11 protein-coding genes are annotated in these 12,759 nt (G+C 64.1%); 5 read left to right on the top strand and 6 right to left on the bottom strand.

Going from position 1 to position 12,759, the window contains the following annotated elements; genetic code table 11:
- Positions 1-150: 150 nt before the first annotated feature.
- The gene (gene ileS, locus CP557_RS16060; protein WP_097380831.1) at positions 151-3,357 is read right to left on the bottom strand and encodes an isoleucine--tRNA ligase; all 3,207 of its coding nucleotides are present in this window, start codon (positions 3,355-3,357) and stop codon (positions 151-153) included.
- Positions 3,358-3,677: 320 nt separating this feature from the next.
- On the opposite strand from ileS, the gene CP557_RS16065 reads away from it, so the two are divergent.
- The 3 genes from CP557_RS16065 to CP557_RS16075 all read left to right on the top strand — a co-directional run bounded on the left by CP557_RS16065 (position 3,678) and on the right by CP557_RS16075 (position 6,964).
- On the top strand, positions 3,678-4,316 hold the full coding sequence (locus CP557_RS16065) for a helix-turn-helix domain-containing protein (RefSeq protein WP_097380832.1): 639 nt from the start codon (positions 3,678-3,680) through the stop codon (positions 4,314-4,316).
- Between the two features lie 312 nt (positions 4,317-4,628).
- Complete coding sequence (locus CP557_RS16070; protein ID WP_097380833.1) at positions 4,629-5,993, top strand: radical SAM/SPASM domain-containing protein; 1,365 nt, start codon at positions 4,629-4,631, stop codon at positions 5,991-5,993.
- A 2-nt stretch (positions 5,994-5,995) separates the two neighbouring features.
- Complete coding sequence (locus CP557_RS16075; protein WP_097380834.1) at positions 5,996-6,964, top strand: radical SAM protein; 969 nt, start codon at positions 5,996-5,998, stop codon at positions 6,962-6,964.
- Positions 6,965-6,982: 18 nt separating this feature from the next.
- On the opposite strand, the gene CP557_RS16080 is transcribed toward CP557_RS16075, so the two are convergent.
- Together CP557_RS16080 and CP557_RS16085 are read right to left on the bottom strand one after the other, a co-directional pair.
- Complete coding sequence (locus CP557_RS16080) at positions 6,983-8,029, bottom strand: M20/M25/M40 family metallo-hydrolase (RefSeq protein ID WP_097380835.1); 1,047 nt, start codon at positions 8,027-8,029, stop codon at positions 6,983-6,985.
- 274 nt (positions 8,030-8,303) lie between these two features.
- Positions 8,304-8,534 carry a hypothetical protein gene (locus CP557_RS16085; RefSeq protein ID WP_097380836.1) on the bottom strand — a complete coding sequence of 77 codons (231 nt, stop codon included), beginning with the start codon at positions 8,532-8,534 and terminating at the stop codon, positions 8,304-8,306.
- Between the two features lie 116 nt (positions 8,535-8,650).
- Between CP557_RS16085 and CP557_RS16090 the strand changes: the two genes are divergently transcribed.
- Positions 8,651-9,343 (top strand): uracil-DNA glycosylase, encoded by a 693-nt coding sequence (locus CP557_RS16090; protein WP_097380837.1) that lies wholly within the window; start codon positions 8,651-8,653, stop codon positions 9,341-9,343.
- Between the two features lie 108 nt (positions 9,344-9,451).
- Here the strand turns inward: CP557_RS16090 and CP557_RS16095 are convergent, their stop codons facing one another.
- The 3 genes from CP557_RS16095 to CP557_RS16105 form a co-directional block, all read right to left on the bottom strand.
- Positions 9,452-10,153, bottom strand: a complete 702-nt coding sequence (locus CP557_RS16095) for a glycerophosphodiester phosphodiesterase (protein ID WP_097380838.1) — start codon at positions 10,151-10,153, stop codon at positions 9,452-9,454.
- Between the two features lie 177 nt (positions 10,154-10,330).
- Complete coding sequence (locus CP557_RS16100) at positions 10,331-11,011, bottom strand: NTP transferase domain-containing protein (RefSeq protein ID WP_097380839.1); 681 nt, start codon at positions 11,009-11,011, stop codon at positions 10,331-10,333.
- Positions 10,999-11,985 (bottom strand): CDP-glycerol glycerophosphotransferase family protein, encoded by a 987-nt coding sequence (locus tag CP557_RS16105; protein ID WP_097380840.1) that lies wholly within the window; start codon positions 11,983-11,985, stop codon positions 10,999-11,001. Before CP557_RS16105 ends, CP557_RS16100 begins: the two co-directional genes overlap by 13 nt.
- 288 nt (positions 11,986-12,273) lie before the next feature.
- Here CP557_RS16105 and CP557_RS16110 point away from each other — a divergent pair, with 288 nt between their 5' ends.
- The gene (locus CP557_RS16110) at positions 12,274-12,750 is read left to right on the top strand and encodes an SRPBCC family protein (RefSeq protein WP_097380841.1); all 477 of its coding nucleotides are present in this window, start codon (positions 12,274-12,276) and stop codon (positions 12,748-12,750) included.
- Positions 12,751-12,759: the final 9 nt, after the last annotated feature.

The following is a 12,759-nucleotide window of genomic DNA, read 5'->3' on the forward strand; positions in this document are numbered from 1 at the left end:
GGCTCGATCGCCATCTCGGCATCCACCTTTTTCTCGTCGGATTCGCTCGCACACTCGCACATCCCTCCTCGAAAAATCTGGACCAAAAAGCAGAACGGTCGGCTTCTCCTCCCGTTCTGGGAGTATCCCCTTGCAAACGCTTGCCAGACGCTAGTCCGACGCTTCCGCAGCCGCCAGCGGCTCGATCGCGATTTCCATCGTCACACCGTCGACGTCCCACTCCTTGCGGTGGCCGTCCTCGACCGGGCGGCGTTCGTCGGCTCGAACCTCCCCGCTGATCAGCTCCTCGCGCTCGGCGACGAGGTCGGCGATCCGGTCGTCGTCGATCGCGAACTCGAGTGCGATCCGTTCGTCGACGTCGAGTTCGAGGTCCTTGCGCATCTCCTGGACGCGGCGGATGACCTCGCGGGCGTACCCCTCGCTCTCGATGTCGTCGGTCAGCGAGGCGTCGACGTAGGCGACGCCGCGGTCGTCGCCGTCGGTGCTAAACGCGGTGCCGGCGACGCTGTCGGGCGTCTGCGTGACGAACGAAACCATCTCGTCGGAGATCGATTCGCCGTCCTCGAGCACGTCCGCGACGGCGTCCTCGATCGCCTCGAGGCTCGGCTCGTCGATGCGAGCCTCGTTGAGCGCGTTCATGACCTGCCCGGCGCGGTCGCCGAAGGCCGGACCGAGTTCGCTCATGTCCGCTTCGGCGCTGTACTGGAGTTCCTCCCAGCGGGCGTCCGGCGAGACCAGTTCGATCTCGCGGGCGTTGAGCCGATCCTCGAGCAGGTCGGTGTGGCGGGAAACGGCGTCGACGACGCGCTCGTCGTCGGCCGCGACGACGACCCGCGGAACGGGCCAGCGAAGCTTGCGGCCGGCCTGCTGGCGGGCGTTCGCGCCGGCCTCCTCGATCGCGCGGAGGATGGCGACGTCGACCTCGAGCTGTTCGTCCTCCCAGTACTCGTCGACTGCGGGCCAGTCTTCCATGTGGACGGTGTCGAACCCGTCGTCGCCGGTCAGCGTGCCGTAGATCTGCTCGCTGATGAACGGCGCATAGGGTGCGAGCAGCGCGACGCTCTCCCGGAGCACCCGATAGATCGTCGCGTAGGCGGCCCGTTTCGAGCCGCTGTCCTCCTCGGCCCACATGCGTTCGCGGACCGCCTGGACGTAGAACCGGGAGACGTCCTCGACGACGAACTCGATGAGCGCCTCGAGCGCGCGGTCCTGCCGGCGGTCCTCGAAGGCCTCGGTCATCGCCGCCTTCGTGGACTGCAAGCGGGCGAGCACCCACTCGTCGATCAACTCGAGGTCGGAATCGACATCGTCCAGCGTCGTCTCCTGCGGGTCGAACTCGTCGAGTCGCATGTACGGCAGCGGGAACCGGAAGACGTTCCACAGCGTCCGGAGGTGGTTCTCCATCGTCTGCATCCCGTCCCAGTCGAAGCGCATGTCCTCGCCTTGCGGGTTGTTCGAGAGGAGGAACATGCGCATCACGTCCCGGCCGTGGCGGTCGATCGCCTCGTGGGGGTCGATCAGGATGTCCTTGGACTTGCTCATCGCGCGACCGTCGGGCATCAGCGCGTGGCCGTGCATCAGGACCTCCTGATAGGGGCTCTCGCCCAGCGCGGCGGTACTCATTCCCAGCTGGGACCAGAACCAGCCCCGGGTCTGGTCGTGGGCCTCGAGGATGAAGTCGGCGGGCCAGAGCTCGTCGAACGTGCTGTCGTCCGAGGGGTAGTTCAGGGTACCCCACGATGCAACCGAGGCGTCGAGCCAGACGTCGAAGACATCGGGAACGCGGGTATAGGTGGTCCCGTTCTCGGTGATCGTGAGGTCGTCGACGGTTCCCTTGTGGAGGTCGACCGTCTCGGGATCGATGTCTTGATCGACGCGTTCGGCGAGTTCCTCGCGCGTCCCGATGACGATCATGTCTTCGTCGTCGTCACGGTCCTCGGGCGTCCAGACCGGGAGCGGGGTCCCCCAGTAGCGCTGCCGGGAGACGTTCCAGTCGGGTGCCTCCTCGACGAAGTCGCGAAACCGGTTGTTGCGAGCCCAGTCGGGATGCCACTCGCTGTCGCCGATGTTCGCGAGGAGGTCGTCTTTGACGTCCGTAACCGTGATGAACCACTGATCGGTGACGATCTGGAGCACGCCGGTGTCACACCGCCAGCAGTGGCCGTAGCTGTGGTTGACGGTCCCCGACGCGAGGAGCGCGCCGTTGTCCTCGAGGTCGGCTATGATCTCGTCGTCGGCGTCTTTGACGAACCGACCCGCGTACTTGCCGGCTTCCTCGGTGTAGACGCCGTCGCCGCCGACGGGACAGAAGATCGGGAAGCCGAGTTCGCGACCGCGCTCGAAGTCCACCTCACCGTGACCGGGCGCGGAGTGGACCAGCCCGGTGCCGTCGCCGTGCGTGTCGACGTAGTCGGCGTCGTAGACCTCGAACGCGCCCTCGGCGTCGACGTGGTCGGGCACCTCCTCCGCGAGGGGGTGCTCGTAGGACCAGCCGATCAGTTCCTCGCCGGTGACTTCCGCTACCACCTCGTAGTCGTCGTAGCGGCCCTCTTTCAGAACGTCTTCGTGTTTCGCGTCGGCGAGGTAGAGGAGTTCCTCCTCGCCATCCTTTTGGGCGCGCACGCCGACGTAGTCGCCGTCCTCGTCGACGGCGACGAAGGTGTTCGCCGGAACCGTCCACGGGGTCGTCGTCCAGATGACGAGTTTCCCGTCCCGGTCCTCGAGATCGAACTTGACGTAGATCGAGGGATCCTCGACGTCCTCGTACTCGACCTCGTTGTTCGCGATGGCAGTCTCACAGCGTGGACACTGCGAAATCGACCGGTTGCCTTTCTCGACTAAGCCGCGGTCGGCGGCCTTCGAAAAGCCCCACCAGGCCGCTTCCATGTACTCCGGGTTGACCGTCTTATAGGGGTCGTCCCAGTCCATCCAGACGCCGAAGTCCTGGAAGTCCTCCTGGAGCCCCTCGAGTTGCTCGTTGGCGTAATCCTTGCACTCCTGGATGAAGTTCTCCTCGCCGAACTCCTCGATGTCTTTCTTGTTCTCGAAGCCCAGACGCTCCTCGACGCGGGTCTCGATCGGGAGGCCGTGCATGTCGTAGCCCGGCCGGTCGGTGACGTCGTACCCCTGCATCCGAAGGAAGCGCAGATAGACGTCCTTCAGCGACTTGTTCCAGGTGGTTCCCATGTGCGCCGACCCCGACGTGTACGGCGGGCCGTCGACGAAGAAAAAGGACTCACCGTCCGAGCGGTGCTCGACCGTCTGTTCGTAAGCATCGACATCGTCCCAGTACTCGAAGACCCGTTGCTCGAGTTCGTGGGGGTCGTACTGGTCGTCGACTTCGCCGAACCTGCTCATGTGTATCTCATCTCACTCCGAAACTAAATGGCGTTCGATCCTGCAGGTGGCCGGGGAACGGGACGGGCGGGTTCCGAGGCGATCACCAGTTTCAGGGGCCGTCGCCGAACGCATCCGCAGCGAACCGCTCGTCCCGACGCTCGCGTCGCCGTTCGCTATCCCGTTCCGACGTGCGAACCGCCTGGGCCATCCCCGGTATATTCAAATAACATGAAGGCATAGTAACTAATACCAACACTAGTCGAGGAAGGAAATATCGATGTCCAATACGATCGAATCGGCCCGTACAGTGCCACACCCGACCAGAACCACGTCGTCTCATGTGTTCACAGCTTCGAGCACGGGTCAAGGTGACTGATCCGACCGGGTGTCCGCTCGCTTCGATCGGGGACGGAGCCGACGATGTCCGACTGCTCTCGCGAACGATCGACCGGAGCGGGCAGCGAATAGATCTGCTCGCGTCGGAGCGCAATCTCTCGACCGAACACGACGCGATCAGTCCACAGTTTTCCTACGGAACGACGACCGTCTACCGGTTGGAAACGGACGCAAGCGAGTGCGTCTGTCGGTCCCCCGAACACTCCGGAGTGCCGATCGAGCGCGTCGACGTCACCGACGATGGACTGTGCTACACCATCTACCCGTCCTCGCTCGAGGAGTTAGAGGACGTACTGTCGGCGCTCCGGCTGCACGCCGAGTCCGTCAAACTGGTTCAACTCGTCCGTGACGATGCCGACCTCGAGGAGGAAGCATATCGAGTACTCGACGTTACCCGGTTGACGGACCGACAACGAGAGGTCCTTCGAACTGCCTACCGGATGGGATACTTTTCGTACCCGCGCGAAACGACCGCTCGAGAAGTCGCCGAGGCGCTCGATATCGCACCGAGTACCGTTCACAAGCACCTCGTGGCTGCGCTTGGGTCGGTTCTCGAATCCCTGTACGGAACCGAACGGTGACATCTATAGGCCACGTCGTGCCGTCCTCCTCCAGAGCGGGACGGTCTCTCGCCGCCGGAGTGGGAGATCGACGTTCCAGGGGGGCATATAAAACGGCGAAACTATTGCAGAAGAATCCAACTCGAACCAGGCAGTACATTCACTTGCCCATGTCAGGGTTCGAAAACGCCGAAACCGAGTTCGTCGACGAAGCGCTCAGCGAGACGAAAAAAGAGGCCGCGGACCATCAGGCCAAGCTTCCGACGTTCTTCTACTGAGGTCCGCCCAACGGTCGTATCGCCAGCCAACTGCGCTTCCCGCTGTTTCGAACCAATGACCGAGACACAACTACGGTTGACGGACGGGTATTTCCTGAAAGGCGGCAACGATGAGTACGTCCTCTTCCATTTCGACGAAGAGGAGACACAACAACTCACGGTGAACCAATACGAGGTGTTGCGACAGCTCCAGCAGGGAACCGGCGTCGGTTCGGTGGTAGAGACGTTCGACCCCGACAGTCGAGATCACGTCAGGGAGTTCCTCGAGTTCCTCCGAGAGGAGGGTGTTCTCCACGAAAGCGAGTCCCCACCCGAGGAGGTTCCCCCGCCAGTCGACATGCCTCGTCTCAAGTTCGCCCATCTCGACATCACGGAAGGGTGTAACATCGCCTGTACCCACTGCTATCAGGAACCATACCTCCATCAGGGGGAGGGGCTGTCGATGGACCGGATCAGACGGTTGGTCAACGAGTTGTACTGGATGAACGTCGAGTCAGTCATCATCTCCGGCGGTGAGCCGTTCACGCGACCGGATCTGTTCGATATCATCGACTCGATCGAGGAGCGATACATACGCATCCAGGACATCCTGACCAACGGAATGTTGATCACCGAGGAGACGATCGAGGCGATCCGCACACTGCGTAGCTCGCCGAACATCGTCATCTCACTCAATGGACTCACTCCGGACTCCGACGACGCCATCAGAGGGGAGGGAACGAACGAGGCCTGTCGACGCGGGCTCGAGCGCGTCGCCGACTCCGAGGTCGAAGCGCACGTCTGTAGCGTCGCGACGACCCTGAATCTCGAGGAGTTACCCGAGATGTACGACTACGTCACCGACCTCGGAGTGAGTCGCTGGCGCATCGGCCTCGCACAGGTCGAACCCGACGCGACCGACGACGGCTACTTCGAAATCGACCTCGAGGAGTACCAGTCCGTCGGCAAAGAGATCGTCGAGAAACACCTCGAAACGGACACGGAGATGAGTCTCAACGTCGAAGGGCTGTTCAAACAGGAGGTGTTCGAGTTCGGCTACTCCGAGTACGAACCGGACTCGACCATCTGTCGGTACAACGAACGAAGCTGTTGTGTGAAACCCGACGGAACCGTCACCCCCTGTACGCTCCTTCACGACTACGACTGCGGCGACGTGACCGAGGAGCGACTCGAGGAGGCGTGGACAGGTGAGGCCATGCGGGAGTTCAAAGGGACGACCGTCTCGGAGGTCGCTCCGGACGACTGTCGAACGTGTGATGCACTGGAGTACTGTGGCGGCGGCTGCCGGTGGTGGTCCTGGAACGTCGACGAGACGCTTGCCGGACGGGACCCGCGCTTCTGCCAGAACATGCAGTACTTCGTCGACGAAATCCTCCCGATGGTCGAGGAGCGAACCGGAATGGAGCCGACGCCACTGTAAGCATGAACGGGCCGGCCAACATCACGCTCGAGGTGACGAACCAGTGTCACCTCGATTGCGATCACTGTTACCTCGAAACGAACCGGAACCTCGACGAACTGTCCGTCGACGAGATCGAGGCGTGTTTGCTCGCCCATCTGGAGACCCACGACGTCGAATCGTTCGTAATTACGGGCGGCGAACCGCTGTTGCGGCCCGACATCGACGAGATCTGTGAGATGATCGCTCCCCGCGTCGAGGAACTGCGGCTCCTGACGTCGCTTTCGACGCGGGACGCGGGCTCACTCGTGGCCGAGCTCCCGATAGACGCTCTCAACGTCTCCGTCGATGGGCCACGAGCGCGACACGACGCCATCAGAGGGGAGGGGACGTTCGATCGCGTCCTCGAGAACCTGCGGCGGATCGATCGGTCTCGATTGAACGAAGTCTATCTCAACTGTGTCGTCTCCTCGTACAACGAGGAGGCGTTTCCGGACGTTCTCGAGGCGGTCGATCCCCTCGCCGACACGGTCGGGTTTCAGCTCCAGACGTGGGCGCGACCGGACGACGTCGCTCGCTCGGCCGAGCGACTCGACTGCGACGAAGGGACCTTTATGCTGCCAGCGGTGCCGGACCATCCGGCAACCCCGTCGACCGTCACGGAGAACGTACAAGAGGTACGGGAACGGGGCGAACGATCGTCGACGACGGTGCGGGTGTTCCCGCCCGGGATATCCGACGCTGTGATCCACGAGTGGTTCGGAAGCGGAGAGCGAGAACAGATGCGGGGCTGTCAGACGATTTATCGGCGTCCGCTCGTCGGTCCCGAAGGCGATGTCTATCCCTGTCCGTTCGTCCGACAGTCGATGGGGAACGTTCGCGACGAACCGTTGTCCGAGATTTGGACGGGACGGTCCATCGAACAGTTTCGGCAGCGGCTCTCGGAAACGGGGCTTCTTCCGATCTGCAGTCGGTGTGCCTGTAGCGCGTGACCGTGCGATACAAGCCCGCTACAGGCCATCGGCCCCGATCGTCGAGAGCAGTTCCGCGAGCAACTCGACCGTCGTTTCGACATCACTGCGATCGACTACCTCGACCGGTGTATGAAGATTGCGCGTGGGAAATCCGAGATGGAGGGTCGGGACCGGACCACACGCCGCGGCGAAAACGTCCGCATCCGTCCCCGTCCCGACGGGCGTCGCCTGGAGTTGAATCGATCGGTCGATGGAGTCGGCGGCCGATCTCGCGGCCGTAACCAGCCGCTGGTGGTTGCCGCCGCCGCGGGCGACGACCGGCCCGCCGCCGAGCGTGATCTCGTTCCCGACTGCCGTCGGTGCGGCCGGCGCGTCCGTCGCGATCGCCGCGTCGACGACGATCACGGCGTCGACATCGTACTCGGCCGTCACCATCTCTGCACCGCGTCGACCGATCTCCTCCTGGACGGTACTCACGCCAAGGACGGTCGTCTCGGTCGTCGTCACTGCGGCGTGACGGACGACTTCCGCGACGACGTACGCGCCGATCCGGTTGTCATGGCAGCGCGCGGCGATCCGTCCGTTGGCGAGTGTCGCCGGCTCTGCAGCGATCGTCACCGGATCACCCACGGCGACGCGAGTGCGCGCGTCGGCCCGGTCGTGGGCACCGATGTCGATCCGCAATTCCGTCGGATCGGTGAGTTGGGTGGCGCTCCAGTCACGCATTTCAGTCGGCGTATGGACGACCACCCCGGTAACGTCGTCATCGGCCGCGTGAACGGTGACGCGCTGTCCGCGTGCGCAGACGCCATCGACTGCTCCGACACCGCCGACGTGAAGATATCCACGGTCATCGATCCGTCGCACGACGTATCCGACCGCATCGATGTGGCTCGTCACCGCCACAGTCGTCGATCCGTCGCCATCAACCCTCGCGACAGCGTTGTCGTATGGGTCCGTCTCGACCGCGTCGACGCGCCCTGTGACGTGGTCGATCCACACGCGCTGACACCTCGATTCGTATCCGGAAACCCCCGGCGTCTCGAGCAATTCGTCTAGTAATCCGTCACGTTCCAGTTCCATCCGTCGATAACACCCGTCTACGTTATTTCACTGGATAAACGGTGCGGTAATTACTAATGTGTGTTTCCGAACGGCTTCGGCAAGCCGTCGACGAAGCAAGTAGTACCATCCGCACGGACGCGCCGTGGCTCCCGTACTCGAAGACCGAATCAGGGGCGACCGCGTGATCCCTCGCCATCACCAACTCGAGACCCCGTGTTCCGCTCGCAACCGCTCATACGGTTTGCTGTCCCGATATGCCGGTCCCACCGGCACTGACGGACAGGAGACCGCCTCAGACGTACTGCGAGAGGACTTTCTGGTAGCCCAGTCCGTACGCGCCGGCATAGAGCATGACGCCGCCGAGGATGGCCATCCAAACCGCGATCATCGCCTCGCCGGAGCCGAGATGCTGGAGGCTCGCCTGCTCGACGAGGACGCCACCGACCGTCAACAGGCCGGCGACGACGGTGTAAACGACCAGTGAGAGTGCTTCCGCGATCAGTTCCGGGCCAAGCGATGTCATTGTCGTCTCCGTACCCACCCACTACACGTAAACCTGTCCCCTCGTGTGCGACACAACGACACGCGCCGAGCGCGCCGAACCGACTCGCATATGCCCTCGGGGACGTATCCCCGAGCGTGCCCGCGTCTGACCCCGATCCGGACCCCGATTCGGGTGGGACCGACGAACCCGCGTATCCGACCAGTCGAAACGTCCTCGAGTCCGACTGCGATCGCTGCCCGGTCCTCGTCGACTCCCGCGAGCGCATCTCGTGGGGAACCGGCGATCTCGACGCCGAAGTCGTGGTCGTCGGCGAGGCCCCCGGCCGCGGCACTCCCGAGGCGGACCGCTGGCGGGGCGGCAACTGGACCGGCAGGGCCTACACCTCGCGTCACTCCGGTCGCCGCATCCGTCGCATGCTCGAGCGCGTCGGCTACGGCGACGACGCCTACTACACGAACGCGGTGAAGTGTTTTCCAGCCGATCCGGCCGATTCGACGACGAACCGTGAGCCCACCGCCGAGGAACGAGCGAACTGCCGGACACACCTGCTGAGCGAACTCGAGGCGGTCGATCCGGCGGTCGTGCTCGCGACCGGCAAACACGCGACGACGACCGTGCTCGCGGCCGAGGGTCGCGAACTCGAGGGGTTCGTCGACAGCGTGCTCGAGCCGGTGTGGTGTACGCGACTGGACGTGTGGCTCGTACCGATCCTCCATCCTTCGTATCAGGACGTCTGGGTCGGCCGGCTGGGATACGAGCCCGAGGCGTATCTCGCGGCGATCGGCGAGACGCTCGAGGAGTGCTGTGACCGCGGCGCTGACCGATAGAGCCGTCCGTCGGGGCGGGAACGGGAAGTTTCGAGGCCCCGGAGCCGAACACCTGTCCCGACAGCCGAGCCGGGCCCTCGCGGGGATCGCTCGCCGCAGGGAGCGGCGCTACAGCACCTGTGTGGAGGGCGTCGCCTCGAGCGACGGCGGCGCGATGTCCCACCGATCCGCAGTGACGCCGTCGACGCCGGCCGCCCGGAGCGCGCGGAGGTCGTCGACCGTTCGCGCAGCCTTCCAGGCGATGACGCCGAACCCGTGGTCGCGGGCGGCGGAGACGACGTCAGTGCCGACGCAGAGGTCGTAGTGGGGGAACACGTGTGAACACGCGAGATCGAGCGCCCGGGAGAGGTTGCTGTCGGGCTCGTCGCCGAAAAGGAGCCCGTTGGGAACGTCCAGACAGCAGTCCTCGACTTCCGCCAGCGCCGCGGGGAGGAACGACGTCACGCGGACGTCGACACCGGCCGCCATCGCGAGTTGCATCGCGTCCGTGGCGACGCCGGTGTCTTTGAGTTCGATCTGGACGGTGGTTCCGTCCGGCACGGCTCGCAGTACCGACTCGAGGCGCGGAATCGGTTCACCGGAGTCGAGCACGGTGAGTTCGCGGAGGTCGGTCCACGGCGTTTCCGAGACCCGACCGTCCGCGTCGGTGACACGCTCGAGGGTGGCATCGTGAAACACCACCAGTTCACCCGACGCACAGCGTCGAACATCGATCTCGACTGCGGGCAGCCGTCTGGCGGCTTCACGGATCGCGAGGACGGTGTTTTCCGGAAACTGATCTGCACAGCCACGATGGCCGATAATCTCCATCTATTGGGTTCCCACCAGGCAGCAGGTATCAATATTGTGTTTTCCCGCCGTATTCCGTTCAATCGGGCAGACACTCATCGAACGTAGAACGTCGGGTTATCGGGGACGGGGCGTGAACGAACGTCGCCGGTAGAGGGGTGAGATCGCCGTGGGTTCCGTACACTGCCCGTCCGTCGCTCACGCAGACCGGATCCGCTCGGATGCGAGCCACGCTCGGGCCCGCTCGAGGTCGGCCGGGCGATTGACCTCGATGTGTCGCTCGGCCGGGATCAACAGTGGCCGAGTCGGCGTCCGAGGGTAGACGAAGGGATACCAGTCGGAGAGTCGCTCTCGGAGGATCCGGATCGCCGCCGCCCGGTGGTCGCGGCTCACGATACCGAACCCGGCGTGTTGGTGGCCCTCGATGAGTCCGTACTCCGTCACCCGACCCGAATCGTCCCAGCGAATCGCCGTCTCGTCGGCCTGAATCCCCGGAATACAGCCGACGAGGTTGAGATGTCCCGACAGGGACTCGAACGTCCCCACGAGCCGACCGATCTCGCGCTCGTCGACGAGAACGTCGCCGTTCATGACCAGCAGATCGTCCGGAATGCGTTCGAGTGCCAGCAGTAACGACGCGGCGTTTTCGTAGCGGTCCCACCCCTCGAGGACGAGCGGATCGTCGGGATCGTACCTGTCGAGGACCGTCTCGTGGCGATACCCGAGGACGATGCTCGTTCCGTCCACGTGTGAGTCGAGCAGGGTGCGCTGTCGGTCGTACAGCGTCCGGCCGTCGAACTCGAGGAAGGCTTTCGGGACATCGTCGGTGTACGGTCCCATCCGCCGGCCGCGGCCGGCCGCGAGGATCACGCCACGCATCGGCACACCTCCCTGGCAGCGCGTTCGCCGGCACGTCCGTCCATCGGGATCCCGAGACGGTCGAGCCACGACGCCCGCCGGCGCTTCGCAGCGTCGGGTTCGCCGTTGCGGTACAACTCGTCGACGAGCGCGAAGTCGATCGCGTCCGCGGTGACGCCGATTTCGGGAACGTCACGATCCGGTGCGTCGATGTCCGTCAACTGGACGAGCGGTCGGCCGGTGTGGAGCCACTCGGCGATCGAGCCGGAGTAATCCGAGACGAGCACGTCCGATCGACGCATGCTCTCGGTGGGCGTCGTGGCCGTGTCGAAGACGACGTTCGGAATCTCGGCGATCCGATCCCGGCACGCTCGAGTGACGGCTAACCCCGGCCCTTCGCGTCTGTCGGTCGGGTGGGGTCGAAAGAGCAGTTCGTACTCCGTGTCGGCGAAGCACTCGACGACCGAACGGGCGGTGTTCGCGTACGCACCCCGGCCGACCTTGTAGTTGGTCGGCGCGTACAGTATCCGGCGTTCGCGGGGCGGCGGCGCGTCGACCAGTTCGTCGGCTTCCGGGATCCCCACGACGGCGATCCGTACGTCGGGGGGAGCAACGGCCCGGTACGCCCGCGCCCAGCGCTCGCCGGGTGCGAGCGCGGCGGCGACGTGCTCAAGGATCGTCGCCGTCGTGACCTCGATCTCGCCGCGACCGATCGACGCGCCGTGGCGGACGTGAACGAGCGGGTACTCCTCGTAGAACGTGAACCGCTCGATGCCGAATCGGTGGTTGTAGACGACGACGCCGGGATCGATCGCCCGAACGTTTTCGTCGACCGCGTCGGGGTCGCGCACTTCGATCTCGACGATCCGATCGCTACAGCCCCGGGCGTCCGCTCGGACCGGGACGAACGCGGATTCGACGTCCACGTGACGGTCGATCGCTTCGAACGTCTTTCGCATGAACGGCCGCTCGATCGCGTATAGTACTACCACCATGCTCTGAATCACCAAGGAGCGCACCCGTGGGCGCCGTCGTCCGGTCGATGCGATCCGATGGCTCGCTGAACCGCATCGATCAGACTAACCGATAGCAAGAGTACGCCGGCCAGTCCGATAACGTTTGCAGTACTGGTCGGCAGAATACAGTTATTTATTCAATACTGTCCCCAGATAAGAGTACGATTCTCAAGAGAGAGTGACGATCGTTCACGCGACGGGCCCTCAAATCGGGCGAGCTCTCACCCACAGATACCAAAATTTAACTTACGAACGCAGACGTTCGGTATGCCGACGTATCAGCGGACATCAGTGGTCGATGCCGACTTCGAGACGGTCTGGGACTTTTACGACGGCGTCGAGGAACTGGAAGCCCTGACGCCCGACTGGATGGGGCTGCAAGTGCCTCGCGTCGTCGGCCCCGACGGCCAACGGGATCCGGACGGCTACGGGGTCGGAACCGAGGTCCACCTCCGATCGCCGCTGCTCGAGCGACTGCCGGCCGGCGAGTGGGTCGTCAGGATCACCGAGTACGAACCGGGCGAGAACCGGGCGTTCTTCGTCGACGAACAGGTCGACGATCGGGGACCGTTCGAACGGTGGCGACACACTCATCGATTCGCGGCGCTGAACGGAAAGACCGTGCTTCACGACCGGGTCGACTACCGGCTGCCGGTCGCCGGCAACCTCCCGTTGGCGACGCCGTCGCTGGCGATCATGCTGTGGTATCGCCACCGTCGAACCCGGACGCTGCTGGCCGAGTGACCTCGGTGT

The sequence above is a fragment of the Natrinema ejinorense genome, from assembly GCF_002494345.1.
In the GTDB taxonomy this organism is placed as follows: Archaea; Halobacteriota; Halobacteria; order Halobacteriales; family Natrialbaceae; genus Natrinema; species Natrinema longum.

Bases quoted from the DNA above. Each gene is read 5' to 3' on its own strand.
- CP557_RS16085 (WP_097380836.1), bottom strand. From the start codon at position 8,534: ATGACATCGCTTGGCCCGGAACTGATCGCGGAAGCACTCTCACTGGTC.
- CP557_RS16065 (WP_097380832.1), top strand. From the start codon at position 3,678: ATGTGTTCACAGCTTCGAGCACGGGTCAAGGTGACTGATCCGACCGGG.
- CP557_RS16070 (WP_097380833.1), top strand. From the start codon at position 4,629: ATGACCGAGACACAACTACGGTTGACGGACGGGTATTTCCTGAAAGGC.
- CP557_RS16075 (WP_097380834.1), top strand. From the start codon at position 5,996: ATGAACGGGCCGGCCAACATCACGCTCGAGGTGACGAACCAGTGTCAC.
- CP557_RS16100 (WP_097380839.1), bottom strand. From the start codon at position 11,011: ATGCGTGGCGTGATCCTCGCGGCCGGCCGCGGCCGGCGGATGGGACCG.
- CP557_RS16080 (WP_097380835.1), bottom strand. From the start codon at position 8,029: ATGGAACTGGAACGTGACGGATTACTAGACGAATTGCTCGAGACGCCG.
- ileS (WP_097380831.1), bottom strand. From the start codon at position 3,357: ATGAGCAGGTTCGGCGAAGTCGACGACCAGTACGACCCCCACGAACTC.
- CP557_RS16110 (WP_097380841.1), top strand. From the start codon at position 12,274: ATGCCGACGTATCAGCGGACATCAGTGGTCGATGCCGACTTCGAGACG.
- CP557_RS16095 (WP_097380838.1), bottom strand. From the start codon at position 10,153: ATGGAGATTATCGGCCATCGTGGCTGTGCAGATCAGTTTCCGGAAAAC.
- CP557_RS16105 (WP_097380840.1), bottom strand. From the start codon at position 11,985: ATGGTGGTAGTACTATACGCGATCGAGCGGCCGTTCATGCGAAAGACG.